Source organism: Comamonas sp. JNW (assembly GCF_003105075.1).
Taxonomy (GTDB): Bacteria; Pseudomonadota; Gammaproteobacteria; order Burkholderiales; family Burkholderiaceae_C; genus Comamonas; species Comamonas squillarum.
In genome coordinates this window covers 164,488-184,122 of the sequence record NZ_QETI01000010.1, presented here as the reverse complement: position 1 = coordinate 184,122, position 19,635 = coordinate 164,488, and the positions used below count along the sequence as shown (strand labels likewise).

18 protein-coding genes are annotated in these 19,635 nt (G+C 65.5%); 13 read left to right on the top strand and 5 right to left on the bottom strand.

The features are described from left to right. The first annotated feature begins 148 nt into the window (after positions 1–148). Positions 149–1,120: a LysR family transcriptional regulator gene (locus DCO45_RS15685; RefSeq protein ID WP_116926696.1), complete on the top strand. Its 972-nt coding sequence runs from the start codon at positions 149–151 to the stop codon at positions 1,118–1,120. Positions 1,121–1,150: 30 nt separating this feature from the next. Here DCO45_RS15685 and DCO45_RS15680 read toward each other — a convergent pair whose 3' ends face one another. Next, a complete protein-coding gene (locus DCO45_RS15680; protein ID WP_116926695.1) occupies positions 1,151–1,594 on the bottom strand; it encodes an acetyltransferase in 444 nt (147 codons plus the stop codon). A 152-nt stretch (positions 1,595–1,746) separates the two neighbouring features. Here DCO45_RS15680 and DCO45_RS15675 point away from each other — a divergent pair, with 152 nt between their 5' ends. The 3 genes from DCO45_RS15675 to DCO45_RS15665 all read left to right on the top strand — a co-directional run bounded on the left by DCO45_RS15675 (position 1,747) and on the right by DCO45_RS15665 (position 6,067). Next, complete coding sequence (locus DCO45_RS15675) at positions 1,747–3,153, top strand: PLP-dependent aminotransferase family protein (RefSeq protein WP_116926694.1); 1,407 nt, start codon at positions 1,747–1,749, stop codon at positions 3,151–3,153. A gap of 137 nt (positions 3,154–3,290) precedes the next feature. Continuing rightward, entirely contained in the window at positions 3,291–4,151 is an 861-nt protein-coding gene (locus tag DCO45_RS15670) for a DMT family transporter (protein WP_116926693.1), read from the top strand. Between the two features lie 173 nt (positions 4,152–4,324). After that, positions 4,325–6,067 carry a dipeptidase gene (locus tag DCO45_RS15665; RefSeq protein ID WP_116926692.1) on the top strand — a complete coding sequence of 581 codons (1,743 nt, stop codon included), beginning with the start codon at positions 4,325–4,327 and terminating at the stop codon, positions 6,065–6,067. 80 nt (positions 6,068–6,147) lie between these two features. Here the strand turns inward: DCO45_RS15665 and DCO45_RS15660 are convergent, their stop codons facing one another. From DCO45_RS15660 to DCO45_RS15650, 3 genes are all read right to left on the bottom strand, one after another. Next, a complete protein-coding gene (locus DCO45_RS15660) occupies positions 6,148–6,786 on the bottom strand; it encodes a 2-dehydro-3-deoxy-6-phosphogalactonate aldolase (RefSeq protein ID WP_116926691.1) in 639 nt (212 codons plus the stop codon). A 64-nt stretch (positions 6,787–6,850) separates the two neighbouring features. After that, positions 6,851–7,813, bottom strand: coding sequence for a 2-dehydro-3-deoxygalactonokinase (locus DCO45_RS15655; RefSeq protein ID WP_116926690.1), 963 nt, complete (start codon positions 7,811–7,813; stop codon positions 6,851–6,853). A gap of 131 nt (positions 7,814–7,944) precedes the next feature. Beyond that, positions 7,945–8,331 carry a RidA family protein gene (locus tag DCO45_RS15650; protein WP_021024851.1) on the bottom strand — a complete coding sequence of 129 codons (387 nt, stop codon included), beginning with the start codon at positions 8,329–8,331 and terminating at the stop codon, positions 7,945–7,947. A 131-nt stretch (positions 8,332–8,462) separates the two neighbouring features. Here DCO45_RS15650 and DCO45_RS15645 point away from each other — a divergent pair, with 131 nt between their 5' ends. Genes DCO45_RS15645 through DCO45_RS15610 form a run of 8 tightly spaced genes read left to right on the top strand, consistent with a single transcriptional unit; the run spans position 8,463 to position 17,799 of the window. Continuing rightward, positions 8,463–10,037 carry an ABC transporter substrate-binding protein gene (locus DCO45_RS15645; RefSeq protein WP_232539513.1) on the top strand — a complete coding sequence of 525 codons (1,575 nt, stop codon included), beginning with the start codon at positions 8,463–8,465 and terminating at the stop codon, positions 10,035–10,037. Positions 10,038–10,062: 25 nt separating this feature from the next. Further along, the gene (locus DCO45_RS15640) at positions 10,063–11,013 is read left to right on the top strand and encodes an ABC transporter permease (RefSeq protein WP_116926688.1); all 951 of its coding nucleotides are present in this window, start codon (positions 10,063–10,065) and stop codon (positions 11,011–11,013) included. Beyond that, positions 11,013–11,906: an ABC transporter permease gene (locus DCO45_RS15635; protein ID WP_116926687.1), complete on the top strand. Its 894-nt coding sequence runs from the start codon at positions 11,013–11,015 to the stop codon at positions 11,904–11,906. Before DCO45_RS15640 ends, DCO45_RS15635 begins: the two co-directional genes overlap by 1 nt. After that, positions 11,906–13,009, top strand: a complete 1,104-nt coding sequence (locus DCO45_RS15630; protein WP_116926686.1) for an ABC transporter ATP-binding protein — start codon at positions 11,906–11,908, stop codon at positions 13,007–13,009. The genes DCO45_RS15635 and DCO45_RS15630 overlap by 1 nt, the downstream gene beginning before the upstream one ends. After that, complete coding sequence (locus DCO45_RS15625; RefSeq protein WP_116926685.1) at positions 13,006–14,037, top strand: oligopeptide/dipeptide ABC transporter ATP-binding protein; 1,032 nt, start codon at positions 13,006–13,008, stop codon at positions 14,035–14,037. The genes DCO45_RS15630 and DCO45_RS15625 overlap by 4 nt, the downstream gene beginning before the upstream one ends. Before the next feature lie 11 nt (positions 14,038–14,048). Next, positions 14,049–15,320 carry an amino acid deaminase gene (locus DCO45_RS15620; RefSeq protein ID WP_116926684.1) on the top strand — a complete coding sequence of 424 codons (1,272 nt, stop codon included), beginning with the start codon at positions 14,049–14,051 and terminating at the stop codon, positions 15,318–15,320. Between the two features lies 1 nt (position 15,321). Beyond that, positions 15,322–16,284: a MurR/RpiR family transcriptional regulator gene (locus DCO45_RS15615; protein ID WP_116926683.1), complete on the top strand. Its 963-nt coding sequence runs from the start codon at positions 15,322–15,324 to the stop codon at positions 16,282–16,284. Positions 16,285–16,317: 33 nt separating this feature from the next. After that, positions 16,318–17,799, top strand: a complete 1,482-nt coding sequence (locus DCO45_RS15610) for a D-aminoacylase (RefSeq protein ID WP_116926682.1) — start codon at positions 16,318–16,320, stop codon at positions 17,797–17,799. Here DCO45_RS15610 and DCO45_RS15605 read toward each other — a convergent pair. Next, a complete protein-coding gene (locus tag DCO45_RS15605) occupies positions 17,796–18,383 on the bottom strand; it encodes a dihydrofolate reductase family protein (RefSeq protein ID WP_243419376.1) in 588 nt (195 codons plus the stop codon). The two genes, DCO45_RS15610 and DCO45_RS15605, sit on opposite strands and share 4 nt — an antisense overlap. A gap of 225 nt (positions 18,384–18,608) precedes the next feature. Between DCO45_RS15605 and DCO45_RS15600 the strand changes: the two genes are divergently transcribed. After that, complete coding sequence (locus DCO45_RS15600; protein WP_116926681.1) at positions 18,609–19,589, top strand: tripartite tricarboxylate transporter substrate binding protein; 981 nt, start codon at positions 18,609–18,611, stop codon at positions 19,587–19,589. Positions 19,590–19,635 lie beyond the last annotated feature (46 nt).

Sequence of the window (19,635 nt, the reverse complement as noted above, 5' to 3'; positions counted from 1 at the left end):
GCTGGCTCCAAATCCATAACGGCCGGGCACGGTGGCCCAGCACCTGATGGTTGACTGTACGCTGGCAGCAGCCCATCCGGTAGTGGGCGCAGGCTTGCAGAACTAGTAATCTGCATTTACGAATGGGTTTGCGGATACATTCGTATTTATGACGAATCTGCGCGCCATCGATATCTTTGTCAAAGCCCTGGAAGGGGGCTCCATCGCCTCGGCTGCCCGCCAGCTGGGTATTTCTCCGGCTGCGGCCAGCCAGAACATTGCGCGCTTGGAGCGCGAGCTGGGCACGCGCTTGCTCACGCGCACCACGCGCTCGATGGCGTTGACCGAAGCGGGCGAGCGCTACCTGGCCCGGGTGGCGCCGGTGCTGGATGCACTGGCGCGGGCGCAGGCCGATGTGTCGCTGGTGCATGGGGTTGTGCAGGGGCGGCTGCGGGTGGCCTGCATGGCTGCCTTTGGCCGCCATGTGCTGGCACCCTTGCTGCCGGCTTTTCAGGCGCGCCACCCGCAGCTGGAGCTGGAATTGCTCGTAACCGACCGCGATGTCGATGTGCTCAAGGAGGATGTGGACGTCAGCATCCGCTACCGCGATGTGCTGGAGCCCGGCATGTCCGTGCGGCCACTCGCAGCCATGCCGCGCTTTTTGTATGCCTCGCCTGCATACATGGAAAAGCATGGCCGCCCGCAGGTGGCCGAGGATCTGCTGCAGCATGCCTGCTTGCTGTACCGCCGCGAGCGGGACGGGCGCTTTATGCGCTGGCCCTTTGTGCGCGATGGCCGGCGGGTCGACCCTGGTCTGCGTGTTGCCGCCATTGGCACCGATATCGATGCGCTGGTGGAGCTGGCAGTTGCCGGTGGCGGCATTGTCTGGGCCGGCAGCTTTATCACCCAGCGCCATGTGCAGGAGGGACGGTTGGTGCCGCTGGTGCTGCAGCCCGCGCGCAAGGGCCGCAAAGCCGCACCGGGCCCGCTGCTGCTGGAGGATGTGACCCTGGACTTTTTTGCCTGCTTCCGCGACCGGCAGTATGTGCCAGCCAAGGTGCGCAGCTTTGTGGACTATTTGCTGGAGGTGCTGCCGGGGCATCCGGCGTTGGCGCAGATTATGTCCAGCGAAGCGCCCTAACGATGCGCGCTACGCTGGGGCTTGCCTGTGTTATCCAGCACCGCCGTACGTCAAATGGATCAGCGGATAAGGTCGCCCCTGCCCATCCACCTCCGAACGCCCGGTGCGCCGAAAGCCCATCTTTTCGTAAAAGCCGACCGCCTGCGCATTCTGCTCGTTGACATCGGTGCGCATCTGCGCATGCAGTGACAGTCCATGGCGCACCAGTGCGGCGCCCAGGCCTTGGCCTCGGGCGGCGGGGTCGACAAACAGGGCTTTCATGTGGCCGTTGTCGATAAGCATGAAGGCGAGTGGGTGGTCCTGCGCATCAACGGCCAGCCAGAGCGGCGCCTGGGGCAGGAAGCTGCTGACCAGCGCATCAAGGGCCGCGCGGTCTTCTGGCAGCAGAAAGTGGTGGGTGGCGTCCACGGCCTGGCGCCAGATCTCGACGGCGCGTGGGCCATCTTTGGGGCGGGAGGGGCGAATGGTGGTCATCGCGGAATTATGCACAGGCCTGCTGTGCGGGGCAGCCAGGCGCGCATGGTGCGGGTGCGGAGGGGCTTCAGATAGCCCATGGCTGGCATCCGCATCCAATAACAATTAAGCTCCACCGTTATGGAGTTTTTAGCAGAACAGTGGAGCTGACGATGGCGCGCAACGGTACCCTTATTCAGCAGGTGATGGCCCATGTGCGTGCCGGCATGGCATCGCGCAGCTATTTACCTGGCACGCGGCTGCCATCGGTGCGGCAGCAGGCGGGGTTGCTGGGCATGTCGGTCTCGACGGTGGTGGAGGCCTATGAAAGGCTGGCCGCAGAGGGCCTGGTGGTGGCGCGGCCGGGGGCGGGTTTTTATATCAACGGGCCGGTGGCACCGCTGGCGCTGCTGAAGCTGGGGCCCAAGCTGGACCGGGTCGTCGATCCGCTCTGGGTGTCGCGCCAGTCGCTGGAGAGCGACCACGCCACGCTGCGCCCGGGCTGTGGCTGGCTGCCGCCAGAGTGGATGTTTGAAGAGGGCGTGCGGCGGGCGCTGCGTGCGCAGGCGCGGGGGCCGCTGGTGGAGCTGACCGAATATGCCACGCCGCTAGGCAGCCCGGGGCTGCGCCAGTTGCTGGCCAGGCGCATGGCGGCCACTGGCATTGAGGTATCGCCCGAGCAGGTGATGCTGACCGAGTCGGGCACCCAGGCCATTGACCTGGTGTGCCGCTTCTTGCTCAAGCCCGGCGACACGGTGCTGGTCGATGACCCTTGCTATTTCAACTTCCATGCGCTGCTCAAGGCACACCAGGTGCAGGCCGTGGGCGTGCGCTACACGCCGCAGGGCCCCGATGTGCAGCAGTTTGAGAAGGCCCTGCAAGCGCACCAGCCCCGGCTCTACATCACCAATGCCGGCATCCACAACCCCACGGGTGCCGCGCTGTCGCCGCTGGTGGCGCACCGGCTGCTCAAGCTGGTGGAGGGCTCGGACCTGGTGATTGTGGAGGACGATATCTTTGCCGACTTCGAGAACCAGCATGCGCCCCGGCTGGCCGCGTTTGACGGGCTGGCGCGTGTGATCCAGATCGGCAGCTTTTCCAAGACCGTCTCGGCCTCCGTGCGCTGCGGCTACCTGGCGGCCCGCCCCGACTGGATCGAGGGCCTGGTCGACCTGAAGCTGGCCACCACCTTTGGCGCCGGGCGGCTGGCGCAGGACATCATCCTGAAAACCCTGACCGACAGCGGCTACCGCAAGCACATGGACCTGGTGCGCCAGCGCCTGGCCAAGAACATGGACAAAGTGGCCCAGCGGCTGCGCAAGCTGCGGGTGGAGCCCTCCTTGGTGCCGCAGGCCGGCATGTTTTTGTGGTGCCGCCTGCCGCAAGGCGCCGATGCGGCAGCGGTGGCGCGGGCTTGTCTGCAAGAAGGGGTGGTGCTGGCGCCCGGCAACTCATTCAGCCAGTCGCAGTCGGCGGGCGACTTTTTGCGCTTCAACGTGTCGCAGTGCGCCGATGACCGGGTGTTTGCGGTGCTGGACCGGGCCTTGAGGCAAGCTACTGCCGGGACACAAGGCCGCTAACTGCAGGATCTGCGGCCCGCTTGGCTGCCCACTGTATGGTCTTTTATTGATAACAGTTTCTTTGAACTGTACTGCACTGTGTCTGGTGCAGAGGGCAGGCGGCATGCTGTACTGCGGGCTCGATCAAGGAGTCTGGCATGGAGAAAAGTACGGGTGGGTGGCTCAATGGCCTGGTGGGGGTGGCGATTTTTGCCGGTTCGCTGCCGGCCACGCGGGTGGCGGTGGCAGATTTGAACCCCAGTTTTCTGACCTGTGCCCGTGCTGTAGTGGCGGCGCTGCTGGGGGGTGCCTTTTTGCTGGCCCAGCGTGCGCGCCGGCCTGCCGCGGCCGATGTGCCGTCGCTCGCGGTGGCGGCCTTGGGCGTGGTGGTGGGTTTTCCGCTGCTGACGGCCTTGGCGCTGCAGCGCATGACTTCGGCCTATTCCATTGTCTTTATTGGCTTGCTGCCGCTGTCCACCGCCCTGTTTGCGGTGTTGCGCGGAGGTGAGCGGCCCCAGGGGCTGTTCTGGGTCTTCTCGTTGGCGGGAGCTGCCGTGGTGGCGGGCTATGCCGCCCTGGGCGGCGGGCAAGGCTCGCTGAGCGGCGATGTGCTGATGCTGGCCGCCGTGCTGGTCTGCGGCATGGGCTACGCCGAGGGCGCGCGCCTGTCGCGCAAGCTGGGTGGCTGGCAGGTCATCAGCTGGGCATTGGTACTGGCGCTGCCGCTGATGCTGCCGTTGGCGCTGTGGCTGGCCCCTGCGACCTTGGCGCATGTCAGCAACGCCACCTGGCTCAGCTTTGTCTATGTGGCGGTTTTTAGCCAGCTCATCGGTTTTGTGTTTTGGTACCGGGGGTTGGCACAAGGCGGCATTGCTGCCGTCGGCCAGCTGCAGTTGCTGCAGCCCTTTATGGGCTTGGCACTGGCGGCTGTGCTGCTGCATGAGCAGGTCAGCGGGTCGATGCTGGTGGTGACCCTGGTGGCGGTGGTCTGCGTGGCGGGGGCCAAGAAGTACGCCTGATCCAGGCGCAGCACAGCGTTTGACAGCAGGTATGCCCACACGCTGTCTGCATCCGATACCAAGCGGGCAGGTTCGGCATGTTCTGTGTGGCGCTGGCGAAGTTATCTGGCGCTGGGCGGTGCGGAAAACGGCTATTCTTTTGTCTTTCCAAAAATATGACACCGAGGTTTGCCATGAAGACCGTATTCCGCCACACCGCCATCGCCCTGGGTATTGCCCTGGCGGCAGCCAGCGCCCAGGCCCAGCTGCTGCAAAAGCCGGCACTCGATGCGATTGCCGCCGAGGCGGTGAAGGCGCCTGCGACCTTTGCGCAGTTTCTGCAAAACGCCGCCAAGCAGGATGCGCGCCTGGCGCCTGCCGTGCAGCGCTACACGCAAGGCCAGCAACTGCAAGGCGATGACCTGGCCAATGTGGCCCGCCTGCTGGGCCTCTATACCCGTCTGACGCAAGAGCACCAGGTGCTCAGCAGCATCGGCCAGATGGTGGCGCTGCCAACGGTGCGCGACCCCAAGGTGCCGCCGCATGAGAGCCCGGCCATCATCGACTTTGGCCGCATGGTGGAAAAGATGGCCCAGGACTTTGGCCTGCAGTACCGCAATGTGGACAACCGCATTTTTGAAGTGACCTTGCCGGGCACGAGCGCAGAAGAGTTCGGCATTCTGACCCATGCGGATGTGGTGCCGGTGGTGCCCGCCGAATGGGTGGTGGATGGCCAGCAGCTCGACCCCTTCAAGGTCACCCGCGTGGGCGACAAGCTCTACGGTCGCGGCACCATCGACGACAAGGGCTCGATCGCCACGGTGCTGTATGCGATGAAGGCCGTCAAGCAATCCAAGCTGCCGCTGCAGCGCGGCATTCGCCTGATGATCGAGACCACCGAAGAGACCGGTGGCGACGCGATGAAGTACTACCGCGACAAGACCAAGCTGCCCGACTACAACATCGTGCTCGACAGCAAGTACCCGGCCGTGGTGGCCGAAAAAGGCACGGGCGCCATCAAGGCCAGCTTTGCTGATATGAAGACCGACCCGCAGCAACCGGCGATCACCGCGATGGCGGGTGCCGCATCGGCCAACGCCATTGCCCAGACGGCCACTGCCACCATCGAGGCCGGCAATGCCGCTGCGCTGGCCGCCGTGGCCGAAAAACTGCAGGCCGCCAAGGATGGCTTTGTGGCCAGCAACCAGCAGTTTGGCCAATTCAGCGTGGACCTGGTGACCAGCGCCAACAAGATCGATATCAAGGTAACCGGCACCTCTGCCCACGGCTCGCGCCCTGAAGAAGGCGTGAACCCCGTGCCGCGCCTGGCCCTGCTGCTGCAATCGGCGCTGATGCCCGCCCAGGGCCAGCCGCTGGTGCAACAGAACCAGTACAGCGAAGCGGTGCGCTACATCAATGGCGTGTTTGGCATGGACTATTTTGGCAAGGGCCTGAATGTTGCCTACGCCGACGACTTCATGGGCCCGCTGACGATTTCGCCCAACCTGATCAAGCCCGGCAATGGCCAGCTGGAAGTGACCGCCAATGCGCGCATGCCGCGCGGCAAATCGCCCGAGCAGCTCAAGGCCGAGGTGGAAAAGGGCATTGCCAACTGGAGCGCTGCCGCCAAGGTGCCCGTCAAGATCGACTACAGCCAAGGCAACTGGATGGCCCGCGACCCCAAGGGCGCCTGGCTCTCGACCTTGCTGAACATCTTTGGCGACACCACGGGCCTCGATGCCAAGCCCGTGCCGACTGCCGGCAGCACCACCGCCAAGCTGATGCCCAATGCCATCAACTTTGGCCCCGCGATGCCGGGCAAGAAGTACACCGCGCACAACGCGCTGGAGTACAAGGAAGTGCCGGACCTGCAGGCCGATATGCAGATGTTTACCGAGATGCTGGTGCGCATCGGCAACCTGCAGCAGATGCAATAAGCACCAGGCTTTGGCCCCAAGCAAAAGGCCTGCTCCCAAGACGGGGGCAGGCCTTTTTTTACGGCGTGGCGATGTCTTGGTCAGCCCGCTTTTGCAGCCTGAAAGTTCTCCGCAAACGCCAGTGCATCCACACGCACCTGCGCCGCCGTCTTGCCGGGCTTGAACAGTGCCGAGCCAATGCCAAAGCCGGCTGCGCCCGCTTGCAGCCAGGGGGCCATGTTGTCGGGGGCAATGCCGCCCACGGGGTAGATGTTGCTGCCCTTGGGCAGCACGGCCAGCAGGGCCTTGATGACGGCGGGCGAGGCCAGCTCGGCGGGGAAGATCTTGAGGCCATGGGCGCCATGCTCCAGCGCCATGAATGCCTCGGTGGGGGTGAAGACGCCGGGCAGGCTGATGAGGCCGAGCTTGACGGCCTCATCGATCACGGCCGGGTTGCAGTTGGGCGAGATGATCAGCTGGCCGCCGGCGGCATGCACATCGCGCACCTGCTGGGGCGTCAGCACCGTGCCCGCGCCCACCAGCACATGCGGGTAGGCTTCGCGCATCGCGGCAATGCTCTCCAGTGGCTCGGGCGAGTTCAGCGGTACTTCCCACAGGCCAAAACCGGCCGATTGCAAGGCAGCACCCACGGGCACGGCCTCGCTGGGGGTGAGGCCACGCAGGATGGCGATCAGCGGCAGCTTGGCCTGCAGGGCCTGGAATTGTTGGAGCAGGTTCATGGCGGTGTTCTGGATGGAGGGCGGTACGAAGAGGGCAGGGGGTGGCGCGGATTGGATGGCGTGTTCAGCCTTGGGTCAGGTGTTCGTAAATGGCCTGGTGGCCGGCCCAGGTGGCTTCGTCGCCAAAGGCAATGGGCTCGCCGCCTGCATGGCGCAGTGCCAGGCTGTAGCGCTGCACCAGGGTGCTGGAGCCGATGACGGCGACGCGGCTGCCCGCTGCCGTCGGCATCGCGCGCAGCTCCTGGCCAATCAGCAGGCCAGACAGGTAGCTGGCCGACTGGGCCGGGTCGAGCGCGCCAAACAGCGACAGCGCACGCGTGCCAAACAGCAGGTGGCTCAGGCTGTCGGGGCTCTGCGCCCGCTCCAGCCCTTGTATGAAGGCAGCCTCGTCCAGCGCGGCGCTGCTGTCCAAGGTCTTGCCCAGGATGGAGTGCTGGGCCAGCAGCGCAAACAGCTCGCCGGTCATGAAGGTCTTGAAGCCGGTGATGGTGCTGTTTTGCGCCTGCACCCATTTGCTGTGCGTGCCCGGCAGCACCAGCAGGCCGTCGCGGCTGTCCATCAGCCGCAGCGCGCCAATCACCTGGATTTCTTCGCCACGCATCACATCGGGCACGCCGTGGACGGCATCGACCTGGCTCTGCGCCAGGCTGCTCATGCCCGGCACGATGGCCGTGGGCACGCCCTGGGGAAGATCGAGCCAGAGCAGCTGCTGGCAGAGCGCAGAAAAATCGGCCGGGCAGGGGCAGTAAGGCGCTTCCTGCCAGCCCTGGCGGCTGCCCACCATGCCCGACAGCAGGCACAGCTGGGGCCCTTCGGCCAGCCAGTCTCCAAAGTGCTGTGCAAACGCATCGGCAAAGCCGCCGGGCGCCACTTGCAAGATGCCTTGGGGCAGGGCGCGCTGCTCGCTGATCTGGCCCTGCGCATCGATGCGCACGCCCCTGAGCGAGGTGGTGCCCCAGTCGATGGCGAGCATGCGGGGGCGCGGGTCTGACAGCGCGCGGGCGGAAAAGATCGGAGGCTTGGGCATGGCGGTGAGAAGGGCGGAAAAAAGCGCAGACCAAGTCTGCGCGGGCCATTGTAGAAGCGCCTGCAGCGGGCAACTGTCGCGCCTGCTGCGCGCGCCTGTTGCACGCGCCCGTTGCGCCGAGCGACTATGGTTTACAGCGGCTTGTAGGCCGTCACATCGATCTCGACCTTGGCGTCGATCATCAGGCGCGATTCCACGGTCGAGCGGGCCGGGCGGTGGTCACCAAAGCACTCCATGTAGACGCGGTTGAAGCTGCCGAAATCACGCGGGTCATCCAGCCAGACATTGACCTTGGCAACATCGGCCAGGGTGCAGCCGCCCAGGGCCAAGGCCTCTTCCAGGCGCTTGAACACGGCGCGCGTCTGCGCCTCGATGCCGCCGGGCACTACCTGGCCCTGGTCATCGGTGGGCACGGTGCCCGAGACAAAAACAAAGTCGCCAGCGCGCACGGCGGGCGAGAGCGGACGGGCCAGACGGTCCGATGCGAGAGGGGGTTGGCCTAGGGTAATTACTGTCATGGGGGTGGGCTCCTGTATGTAAAGATATTACATCAACAACCCATAAATCTGTCAATAAGACGATTTGAAGGCAGTTTTTAGCGGTTGTGGTGTAAAAAAATTTCTTCACCCCTTCGATGAAAGCCTGCCCCATGAACGCCCTTGCCTTGCGTGTCCGCACCTCCCGTCGCCAACTGCTTGCCGCAGCCCTGTTGGCTGCCGGTTGCGTAGGCCTGCCAGCGGGCAGTGCCTGGGCCCAGGCTGCTCATAAGGGCGGGGCGGCCAACCTGGCCATGATTGGTGAGCCCCAGAGCCTGGACCCGATGGTCAGCTCCACCGACCTGGTGGGCACCATCATGCAGCATGTCTACGAGCCGCTCTTCACCTTTGATGCGCAGTGGCGCATCCAGCCGATGCTGGCCCAGGCCATGCCGGTCATCTCTGCCGATGGCCTGACCTACACCATCAGCCTGCGCAAGGGCGTCAAGTTCCACAACGGCAAGGAGATGGTGGCCGATGACGTGGTCGCCTCGCTGCAGCGCTGGATGGATGTGTCGGCACGCGGCAAGGCGGTGGGCCAGGAGATTGCCAGCATGAGTGCCAAGAACCCGCAGACGGTGGAGATCAAGCTCAAGGCGGTGTATGCACCGCTGCTGGCCCACCTGGCGATGCCCAGCGGCATGGCCGGCATCATGCCCAAGGAGGTGGTGGCACCGGTGCTCAAGGATTTCATCGGCACCGGCCCCTACCAGCTCAAGGAGCGCAAGCCCGACCAGTTCACCGTGCTGGCACGTTTTGACCAGTATGCCGCGCGCAGCGAGCCCGCCAGTGGCTATGCCGGCAAGCGCGAGGCCCAGCTCGATGAGCTGCGCTTTGTGCCGGTGCCCAATGCGACGACGCGGGTCGAGGGCGTGCTCTCGGGCCAGTTCCAGTACGCCGATCTGCTGCAGGTCGAATCGGTAGGCCGCCTGGAAAAGGCCGCGCCCCATGTCGTGCCGATCGTCACGCAGAACTTTGGCTTCCCCTATATCGTCTTCAACACCAAGGAAGGCGTGCTGGCCAAGAAGGAACTGCGCCAGGCGGTGCAGACGGCCATGGGCCCGGCCGAGATGCTGCAGGCCGGCTTTGGCGACAAGCGCTTTTTTGCTGCCGAGCCCAACTTCTTTGCCAAGGGCACGCCGTACTACTCGGATGCCGGCGCCAAGCTCTACAACCAGAAGAACCCGCAGCTGGCCAAGGACCAGGCGGCCAAGGCCGGCTACAAGTCCGAGCCCATCCGCATCATGGCCAGCCGCCAGTATGAGTTCCACTACAACATGGCGCTGGTGATGGCCGAGCACCTCAAGCGCGCCGGCTTCAAGACCGAGCTGCAGGTGGTGGACTGGGCCACGCTGGTGCAGCGCCGCAACGATGCCAAGCTCTGGGATGTCTATATGACCCACTCGGGCCTGTTCCCTGAGCCGATGCTGTCGCCACCGCAGATGGGCAGCGGCGCCCCCGGCTGGTGGGAGACCGAGACCAAGAAGGCCGCGCTTGCCGCCTTCAATGGCGAGCCCGATGTGGCCAAGCGCGGCCCGCTCTGGGGCCAGGTGCAGGCGCTCGTCTATGACGAGGTGCCTTTTGTCGAAGTGGGCAAGTTCAATGCCCTGTCGGCGCGTTCGTCCAAGCTGCAGGGCTACCAGCCCATGCCCTGGCCCTTCTTCTGGAACACCTCGCTGAGCCAGTAAGCCCCAGCGTTTCTCGAGTTCAGCCATGCTGCATTTTTTAGTCAAGCGCCTGGGCGGCGCAGTGGTGGTGCTCGCCCTGGTGGCCGTGCTGGTGTTCCTGCTCACGCGCCTGGCCTCGGGCGATCCGGTGGCGCTGCTGCTGGGTGACCAGGCCACTGCCGCCGATATTGCTGCCGCGCGCGTGCAGTACGGGCTGGACAAGCCCCTGGCCACCCAGTTTGTGCTGTGGATTGGCCAGGTGCTGCAAGGCAACCTGGGCCAGTCGCTGTTCTTGCAGATGCCGGTCACCCATGCGCTGCTGGAGCGCGCTGAGCCCACCATGTTTCTGGCGCTGTTCGCCGTGTCGATTGCCGCCTTGATCGGCGTGCCCTGCGGCATGGCAGCGGCCGTGTGGCGCGGCAGCTGGATCGACCAGGTGCTCAGCACCATTGCGATGCTGGGCGCCAGCATTCCCAGCTTCTGGTTTGGTCTGATCCTGATCCAGGTGTTTGCCGTGCACCTGGGCTGGTTTCCGGCTTCGGGCTATGGCGATCCGGACGCGAGCTTTGGCGACCGCCTGCAGCATCTGCTGCTGCCCGCCTTGGTGCTGGGCGTGCTCAACTCGGCGCTGATCATCCGCTTCACGCGCGCCTCGGTGCTCGACATTCTGGGCGAGGACTATGTGCGCACGGCCCGGGCCAAGGGCCTGGGCGAGTCGGTGGTGCTCGTCAAGCATGTGCTGCGCAATGCGCTGGTGCCCGTCGTCACCGTGCTGGGCCTGACCCTGGCCTTGATGATTGGCGGCACCGTCGTGACCGAGACCGTGTTCAACCTGCCCGGCGTGGGCAACCTGGTGGTGCGGGCCGTGCTGCGGCGCGACTATCCCGTCATCCAGGGCACCTTGCTCGTCATTGCCGCCATCTACGTTTTCATCAACCTCGCGATCGACCTGCTCTACACGGTGGTCGATCCCCGCATTCGTCTGGAGGGCCAATGATGAACGCCGCCCCAACAGCATTGCCGCTGCCCGCGCGCGGCGGCTGGGGCCAGTCCCCCTGGTTCAAAACCCTGCGCCGGCTGTTTGCGCGCAAGGTGGTTCTGGCGAGCGCCGTGGTGCTGCTGTTGATTGCAGCGACCGCCTTGCTCTACCCGCTGCTGACCGACTCCGACCCCAATGGCATGAACATCAGCATGCGTCTGCATGCGCCTTCCTGGGCGCACTGGGCCGGCAACGATGAGCTGGGGCGCGACGTGATGGCGCGCATCATCTACGGCGCACGCTACTCGCTGATGATCGGCTTTTTCACCGCGCTGGGCGCCGTGGTGCTGGGCACCTTGCTGGGCATGCTGGCCGGTTACTTTCGCCGGCTCGATGCGCCGCTGATGCGCCTGGTGGACGCGATGATGGCCTTCCCCGACATCCTGCTGGGCATTGCGCTGGTGTCGATCCTGGGGGCTTCGCTGTGGAATGTGATTCTGGCGCTGACCATTGTCTACACGCCGCGCGTGGCCCGTGTGGTGCGCGCCTCCACCCTGGTGCTGCGCGAGCTGCTGTTTGTCGATGCTGCCAAGGCGCTGGGCGTGCGCACGCCGCTGATTCTGTGGCGCCATATCCTGCCCAACCTGCTCTCGCCGGTGCTGGTGCAGGTCACCTTTATCTTTGCCTATGCCATCCTGGCCGAGGCGGGCCTGTCCTTTCTTGGTGTGGGCGTGCCGCCCGATATCCCCACCTGGGGCACGATGATTGCCGGCAGCCTGGAGTATGCCGACAAGGCCTTCTGGACCATTCTGACCCCGGGCGTGGCCATTGTGCTGACGGCGCTGTCGCTGCAGCTCCTGGGCGACGGTGTGCGCGATCTGCTCGACCCCAAGCTGAAGAACAAATCATGATGAACACCGCCACCCCTGCAGCGGCTGCCGACATGGCCGCGCCTCGCCTGGATGTGCGCTCGCTGTCCACCTCGTTCGCCACCGAAGGCGGGCGCATCCAGAGCGTCTCCGATGTGAGCTTTCAGATTCTGCCGGGCCAGACCCTGGCCCTGGTGGGCGAGTCGGGCTCGGGCAAGTCAGTCACCAGCCTGTCGCTGATGGGCCTGCATGCCAAGACCTCGCAGGCCCAGGTGCAGGGTCAGGCCCGGTTTGTGCAGCGCGATGGCCGCACCGTCGATCTGCTCTCGCTCGACGCCAAGGCTTTGCGTGCGTTGCGCGGCAATGAGCTGGCGATGGTGTTCCAGGAGCCGATGACCAGCCTGAACCCGGTGCTGACCGTGGGCGAGCAGATTGCCGAATCGGTGCGCCTGCACAAGGGCCTGGGCAAGGCCGCAGCCTTGGCCCATGCCCAGCGCATGCTGGAGCTGGTGGAAATACCAGCAGCCGCCCAGCGCGTGCATGAGTACCCGCACCAGCTGTCTGGCGGCATGCGCCAGCGGGTGATGATTGCGCTGGCCATGGCCTGCGACCCGAGCCTGCTGATAGCCGATGAGCCCACCACCGCATTGGATGTGACCATCCAGGCGCAGATCCTGGCCTTGATGGGCCGGCTGCAAAAGGAGACGGGCATGAGCATTCTGTTTGTGACCCACAACCTGGGCGTGGTGGCGCAGTACGCCGATGCGATTGCCGTGATGTATGCCGGCCGCATTGTGGAAACCGCCAGTGTGCATGCGCTGTTTGCCGCACCCCAGCACCCCTACACCCAGGGCCTGCTGGGCTGCCTGCCCGGCATGGCGCGCCAGCGCGAGCTGGCCGAGGCCGCCGAGCTGCGCGCCGGTGGCAAACCCGCCTTTGTGGGCCGGCGCCGCCTGGATGCCATCCCCGGCCAGGTCTCCAGCCCCTTGAGCCCGCCGCCCGGCTGCGCCTTTGCGCCGCGCTGCAGCAAGCGCCTGAACGCGTGCGAGCAGGCCATGCCCGGCCTGGAGACATGGCGCAGCGGCAACGAGGCCCCACACAGCGAGCGCCAGGTGCGCTGCATTCGTGCAGGAGAAGCCGCATGAGCACGACCGACACCCTGGAGCGCCCGGCCGAGCGGGCCACGGCAGCGACTGGCGCCACCGCAGCGGCCGAGCCGCTGGTGCGCATCCAGCATTTGAGCAAGCAGTTTGGCAGCGGCGCCCACCCGGTGCGCGCGGTGCAGGATGTCTCGTTTGATATCTTCCCGGGCGAGACCCTGGGCCTGGTGGGCGAGTCCGGCTCGGGCAAAAGCACCATCGGCCGGCTGCTGACGCGCTTGATCGAGCCGACGGGCGGCCAGCTGCATTTTCGCAAGCAGGGCGGCGAGACCGTGGACCTGGCGCACCTGGGCGCGAGCGCGATGCGGCCGCTGCGCGCCGATATCCAGATCATCTTTCAGGACCCGTATGCGAGCCTGAACCCGCGCATGCGCATCCGCGACGTGCTGGGCGAGGCGCTGTCCACCCACGGGCTGGCACCGGGCGCAGCCCGCCAGCCGCGCATTGCCGAGCTGCTGGACCAGGTGGGTCTGCGCCCTGAGCATGCCGAGCGCTTTCCGCATGAGTTCTCGGGTGGGCAGCGCCAGCGCATCGGCATTGCCCGGGCGCTGGCAGTGCAGCCGCGCTTTATCGTGGCCGATGAGCCGCTGTCGGCGCTCGACGTATCCATCCAGGCGCAGGTGGTCAATTTGCTGGGCGACCTCAAAGACCGCCTTGGTTTGACCTTGCTGTTCATCTCGCACGATTTGGATGTGGTGGAATACCTCTGCGATCGCGTGGTGGTCCTGTATCTGGGCCGCGTGGTGGAGGTGGCACCGACCGAGGCCTTGTATGCCCGGCCGCGCCACCCCTACACCCAGGCCTTGCTGGCAGCCGCGCCGATTCCGGACCCGGCCCAGCGGCGCACGATCCCGCTCTTGACGGGAGACCTGCCCAGCCCCAAGAACCCGCCCAGTGGTTGCGTCTTTCGTACCCGTTGCCCGCAGGCCGAGGCGCGCTGCGCCCAGGCTGACATGCAGCTGCGCCCCGTGGCCGATGGCCATCTGCAGGCCTGCTGGAAAGTCCAAGATTGAGAGAGTGAACCATGCAACCCGATTTTTTGATTGACGCGCGCAGCAAGAGCTACCCGCTGGCCGCTGCCCCCACCCAGGCCTCCAACCTGGCCGCACGCGGCTGGAATGTGCTGCGCGATGACCTGCCGTACCCGCTGGCCGTCATCCGCCAGTCGGCGCTGGCCCACAACGCCCGCTGGATGCAGGACTATGCAGCGCGCCGCCAGATCCAGTTTGCGCCGCACGGCAAGACCACCATGTCGCCCCAGCTGTTTGATCTGCAGCTGAAGGGCGGCGCCTGGGGCCTGACCTTTGCGACCATCTTTCAGCTGGCGGTCGGCGTGGAAGCCGGTGCACGCCGCGCCATCATTGCCAACCAGGTGGTGGCGCCTGCTGATCTGGATGGGCTGGACGCGTTGCTGAGCCTGCATGCCGATCTGCGCGTCTGGTTCCTGGTCGACTCGATCAGCCAGCTGCGCTGCATCGAGGACTGGAGCCGCGCACGCAACAGCGCCCGCCGCTTTGATGTGCTGATCGAGGTCGGCATTCCTGGCCAGCGCACCGGTGTGCGCAGCCAGGAAGACGCGCTGGCGCTGGCCCAGGCCATCCATGCCAGCAGCAGTGCCCAGCTGGGCGGCATCGAATGCTATGAAGGGGGCCTGACCCAGTGCGACAGCGCGCATGACATCCCCGCCGTGGCCGAGCTGGTGCGCCGCGTGGTCGAGATTGCCAAGGCTTGCGATGCCCAGGGCCTGCTGCCTGAGGAGGCGCCGATTCTGAGTGCCGGCGGCTCGGCCATTTTTGACCTGGTGGTGCCGCTGCTGCAGGGCGCGGGCTTGTCGCGTGCTTTTACCGGCGTGCTGCGCTCGGGCTGCTACATCACGCATGACCATGGCAACTACCGGCGCCTGCTCAAGCTCGTCGAACAGCGCGAAGGCGTGGATACATCGCTGCAGGCCGCGCTCGAGGTCTGGGCCATGGTGCAGTCTGTGCCTGAGCCGGGCCTGGCCTTGCTCACCTGCGGCCGCCGCGATATCTCCTACGACCTGGAGATGCCCTCCGTGCAGCGCCATGCGCCGCGCGGCAGCCAAGAGGCGCAGACCGCCCCTGCCGGCTGGACCATCTCGGCCCTGAACGACCAGCATGCCTATCTGCGCTTTGACCCGGCGCAGGGCGCGCCGGCCGTCGGTGACCGCATTGCGCTGGGCATCTCCCACCCTTGCACCACGTTTGACAAGTGGCGTTGGATCCCGGTGGTGGACGATGCCTGGAACCTGGTCGATGCGATCGAGACAAGGTTCTGAAATGGCCAGCCTGAAAACAGCGCTGAGCCTGCAGGTGCTGCAGCAGCAGCAGGCCGCGCTGCCGCTGGCCCAGCGCCAGGTGATCGATGTGATCCTGCGCGACCCCGGCGCTGCGGTGCTGGCCACCGTCGAGCAGCTGGCGCTGCAGGCGAATGTGTCCATGCCGACGATCGTGCGCATGTGCCGCCGCTTTGGCTATGCCTCGGTGCGCGAGTTCATGGTGGCGCTGGCGCAGACCTTGGCGGTGTCGGGCTCGCACCTGCACCGCAGCGTGCAGCAGGACGACTCCACCGCCGAGGTGGTCAGCAAGATCGTGCATGCGGCAGCCGGCGCGATTGCCAACCTGGGCCAGCGCCTGGATGCAGCGCTGATCGACGAGGTGGCCAGCAAGATGGCCAAGGCCTCGCGCATCGATTGCTATTCGGTCGGGGCGGCTTCGTCCTTTATGGCGCAGGAGCTGCAAAGCCGCTTGTTCCGCCTGGGCCTCACGTCCAACGCCATCTTTGATGCGCACCAGCAGCTGGTGTCGGCCTCGACCCTGGGCAAAAACGGCGTGGCCTTTGTGATCTCGCATGTGGGGCGCATGCCCTACACCTTGGAGGCGGCGCAGTTTGCCAAGCAGCAGGGCGCCACCGTCGTGGCGCTGACCCAGCCGGACACGCCGCTGGCCGAGATGGCCGACCATGTGCTGGCGGTGACCGTGCCCCAGGACGCGGTGATGCGCGTGGGCACCGAGGCCTACCTGGCGCACCTGGTGGTGATCGAAATCATGATGGTGCGCCTGGCGCAGATTCTGGGGCCACGCGTGGTCACCGGCATGCAGCAGTACAAGCGGCTGCTGGAGACCCATGGCTTTGACAGTTATGAATACATGGGCTTTCAGCAGCCCGCGCAGCAGCGCAAAGGAGGCCCCGTGCCGGATGCAGCAGCCCCCAGCCAGCAACAAGGCAAAACCGCCGGCTGATGGCAGCCGGCAGCAGCGCCTGGAGATACAACAATGGAACGCAGAGTGTGGTTGAGCAATGGCACGGTGGTGGATGGCACCGGCCTGTCGGAGTTTGTCGGGGATGTCTGGCTGCAGGGCGGGCGCATCGTTGGCGTGTTTGCCCGCGATGGCGCGGTGGATGCCGCCCAGCAGGCCGCGTTGGATGGCTGGAAGGCGCAGGACCCGCTGCAGATCGATTGCACGGCCAAGGTGATCGCCCCGGGCTTTATCGATGTACACACCCATGACGATGCCGCTGCGCTGAACAGCCCGGCCATGCTGCCCAAGCTCTCGCAAGGGGTGACCACGGTGATCGCCGGCAACTGCGGCATCTCGCTGGCGCCGGTGGTCACGGCGCACCCGCCCGCGCCGTTGTCGCTGCTGGGCGACCAGCAGTTCCGCTTTGGCAGCATGCGGGACTACGCAGCCGCCGTCGATGCGGCGCAGCCCTCGATCAATATTGCGGCGCTGCTGGGCCACACCTCGCTGCGCATCAAGCACATGGCCGATCTGAGCCGCCCGGCCAATGCCACCGAGCGCGAAGCGATGGCCCAGGACATGCACGAGGCCATGCAGGCCGGCGCGCTGGGCCTGTCCAGCGGCATCTTCTACCGCGAGGCCTACGCCGCCGACATGCAGGAGCTGGTGGCCGTGGCCACCGTGGCAGCCCGGCATGGCGGCGTCTATGCCACGCATATCCGCGACGAGCTCGAAGGCATTCTGGAGGCCATGCTGGAAGCGGCTGGCACGGCCCAGCAATCGGGCCTGCCGCTGGTGCTGTCGCACCACAAATGCGCGGGCTCGGCCAACTGGGGCCGCACCCTGCAGACCTTGCCGCTGGTCGACAAACTGGCCCAGCAGCAAGAGCTGGCTATGGACGTCTATCCGTACACCGCAGGGTCGACGGTGCTGCGCGAGGACCTGGTCGATGGCGTCATCGATATCCTGATCACCCGCAGCGAGCCCCACCCTGAGGTGGGCGGCCGCTACCTGCGCGATATTGCGGCCGACTGGGGCATCGGCGAGTACGAGGCCTGCGTGCGCCTCAAGCCCGGCAATGCCTGCTATTTCCAGATGCGCGAAGACGATGTGGAGCGGGTCATCCGCCACCCGCTGGCCATGATCGGCTCGGACGGCCTGCCCAACGACGAGCGCCCCCACCCCCGGCTCTGGGGCGCCTTCCCCCGCGTGCTGGCCATGTACTGGCGCGACAAGGGTGTGCTGAGCCTCTCCCAGGCCGTGCACAAGATGACGGGCATGTCGGCCCAGCGCTTTCGCATGGCCGACCGTGGCCTGCTGGCCGCCGGCAAGGCCGCCGATGTGGTTGTGTTTGACCCCGCCCGTATCCAGGACCAGGCCACCTTCGAGAACCCCAAGCAGCGCAGTGTGGGAGTGGAGGCGGTCTGGGTCAATGGCGTGCTTAGTTACACGGAAGAGGCGGGTGCTTTGCCTGCGCGGGCTGGGCGCTTTGTGCGGCGGGCGGTGCCGGCTTAGATTTCCGCTTGCGTCTCGTCCTGTGACTGACCGGCTGCCGCATAGTGCAGCCGGTAATCGCTCTGCACAAAGCCAAAGTCATAGCTGCGCGTCTGCAGATGCTGGGCAGCCACGGTGCTGCAGCCATCCGCCAGCGGGCCGAACAGCGGCAGCCCGCTGCCCAGCAACACGGGGATGCGGGTGATCGTGATCGCGTCGAGCAGCTGCGCATTGATAAAGGACTGGATCAGCTGTCCGCCATCGACATAGGCGGCGCGCACGCCGCTGGCGGCCAGATGGGCGCTGAGGGCGGGCAGGCTGCCCTTCCACAGCTGGGCGGTGGCGGGCGCGCCAGCGGGCAGGGCGTTCCACTGGCGGGAGAGCACATAGACCGGCTTGTCATACGGCCAGGCGCCAAACGACAGCACCGTCTCAAAGGTTTTGCGCCCCATCAGGATCACATCGACACCGGCCATGTACTGCGCATAGCCGCAGTCTTCCCCTTCAGGCACGGTGGCATTGGCGGCATTGAGCCAGTCCAGGCTGCCATCGGTTTTGGCGATAAAACCGTCCAGGCTGGTGGCGATAAAGCTGCTGCATTGCATGGGGATGTCCTGGTGAAAATCATGGGCTAAGCCTTGCATTCTAGGCAGGCTGCAGCAGGCCGCTGGGGCGAAATACCTGTTTTTTTAACAGTGGTCATTTCTTTCATTCAACGATTCGATTTGCATATCAAACTATCCACATAAAACATTAGACACGAATCATTGAGAACGGCACCATGCAAGCTCGGACCCTTAGAGGCTCGACTAAAAACAGGAGACAAAAGCATGCGACGACGCCAATGGTGGGCCACGCTGGCCCTGACCGCGATAGCCACCGTAACAAGCACTGCTTATGCCAGCACAGCGCAGGGCAACTACCCGAATGCACCGATCACGATGATCGTGCCCTTTGCCGCAGGCAGCGGCACCGATGCGGTGGCCCGGGCGGTGGGCCAGAAGCTGGGCGAGCGCCTGCAGCAGCCGGTGATTGTGGACAACCGCGCAGGCGCCAATGCGCAGATTGCGGCCGGCCTGGTGGCGAAGGCCAAGCCCGATGGCTACACCTTGTTCATGACCACCAACACCTCGCATTCGGCCAACCCCTGGCTGGTCAAAAGCCTGAAGTACGACCCGATCAAGGATTTCACGCCGATCGCCCGCGTGGGCGAGCTGCCGTTTGCGCTGGCGGTGCACCCGTCGGTGCCGGCCGATTCTGTGCAGGCGCTGATCGACTACGCCAAGGCCAACCCGGGCAAGCTCTCGTACGCGACACCGAACAGCACCTCGCTGGTGGCGTCCGAGACGCTGCGTTTTCTGTCCAAGACCGATATCGTCGGCGTTCCCTACAAATCCAGCCCGCAGGCGCTGACCGACCTGATGGGCAACCAGGTGCAGATGTATGTGGTGGACCTGGGCTCGGGCTGGAGCATGCTCAAGACCGACCGGGTGCGCACCCTGGCTGTGACCGCCGCCAAGGGCAGCAAGATCCTGCCCAATGTGCCGCCCATCGGCAAGACCTTGCCCGGCTTTGACATTACCTCCTGGAACGGCATTTTTGCGCCAGCGGGCACCCCCCCGGAGGTGGTCAACAAGATCAATGGCGCCTTGCAGGCTGTGCTGGCCGATGAGGCCGTGCAAAAGCAGCTCGAACAGATCGGTTTTGAAGTCTGGCCCACCAAGACGCCGCAGGAGTTTGCGCAGTATGTGAGCGAGCAGCTGGCGTACTGGGGGCGCCTGGTCAAACAGGCCGATATCCCGGCGCAATAGGTCTGGGCTCTGCCCCCGACGCCTTTGTTAACTCTTACAGAATGAC

Bases quoted from the DNA above. Each gene is read 5' to 3' on its own strand.
- DCO45_RS15685 (WP_116926696.1), top strand. From the start codon at position 149: ATGACGAATCTGCGCGCCATCGATATCTTTGTCAAAGCCCTGGAAGGG.
- DCO45_RS15680 (WP_116926695.1), bottom strand. From the start codon at position 1,594: ATGACCACCATTCGCCCCTCCCGCCCCAAAGATGGCCCACGCGCCGTC.
- DCO45_RS15675 (WP_116926694.1), top strand. From the start codon at position 1,747: ATGGCGCGCAACGGTACCCTTATTCAGCAGGTGATGGCCCATGTGCGT.
- DCO45_RS15670 (WP_116926693.1), top strand. From the start codon at position 3,291: ATGGAGAAAAGTACGGGTGGGTGGCTCAATGGCCTGGTGGGGGTGGCG.
- DCO45_RS15665 (WP_116926692.1), top strand. From the start codon at position 4,325: ATGAAGACCGTATTCCGCCACACCGCCATCGCCCTGGGTATTGCCCTG.
- DCO45_RS15660 (WP_116926691.1), bottom strand. From the start codon at position 6,786: ATGAACCTGCTCCAACAATTCCAGGCCCTGCAGGCCAAGCTGCCGCTG.
- DCO45_RS15655 (WP_116926690.1), bottom strand. From the start codon at position 7,813: ATGCCCAAGCCTCCGATCTTTTCCGCCCGCGCGCTGTCAGACCCGCGC.
- DCO45_RS15650 (WP_021024851.1), bottom strand. From the start codon at position 8,331: ATGACAGTAATTACCCTAGGCCAACCCCCTCTCGCATCGGACCGTCTG.
- DCO45_RS15645 (WP_232539513.1), top strand. From the start codon at position 8,463: ATGAACGCCCTTGCCTTGCGTGTCCGCACCTCCCGTCGCCAACTGCTT.
- DCO45_RS15640 (WP_116926688.1), top strand. From the start codon at position 10,063: ATGCTGCATTTTTTAGTCAAGCGCCTGGGCGGCGCAGTGGTGGTGCTC.
- DCO45_RS15635 (WP_116926687.1), top strand. From the start codon at position 11,013: ATGAACGCCGCCCCAACAGCATTGCCGCTGCCCGCGCGCGGCGGCTGG.
- DCO45_RS15630 (WP_116926686.1), top strand. From the start codon at position 11,906: ATGAACACCGCCACCCCTGCAGCGGCTGCCGACATGGCCGCGCCTCGC.
- DCO45_RS15625 (WP_116926685.1), top strand. From the start codon at position 13,006: ATGAGCACGACCGACACCCTGGAGCGCCCGGCCGAGCGGGCCACGGCA.
- DCO45_RS15620 (WP_116926684.1), top strand. From the start codon at position 14,049: ATGCAACCCGATTTTTTGATTGACGCGCGCAGCAAGAGCTACCCGCTG.
- DCO45_RS15615 (WP_116926683.1), top strand. From the start codon at position 15,322: ATGGCCAGCCTGAAAACAGCGCTGAGCCTGCAGGTGCTGCAGCAGCAG.
- DCO45_RS15610 (WP_116926682.1), top strand. From the start codon at position 16,318: ATGGAACGCAGAGTGTGGTTGAGCAATGGCACGGTGGTGGATGGCACC.
- DCO45_RS15605 (WP_243419376.1), bottom strand. From the start codon at position 18,383: ATGCAATGCAGCAGCTTTATCGCCACCAGCCTGGACGGTTTTATCGCC.
- DCO45_RS15600 (WP_116926681.1), top strand. From the start codon at position 18,609: ATGCGACGACGCCAATGGTGGGCCACGCTGGCCCTGACCGCGATAGCC.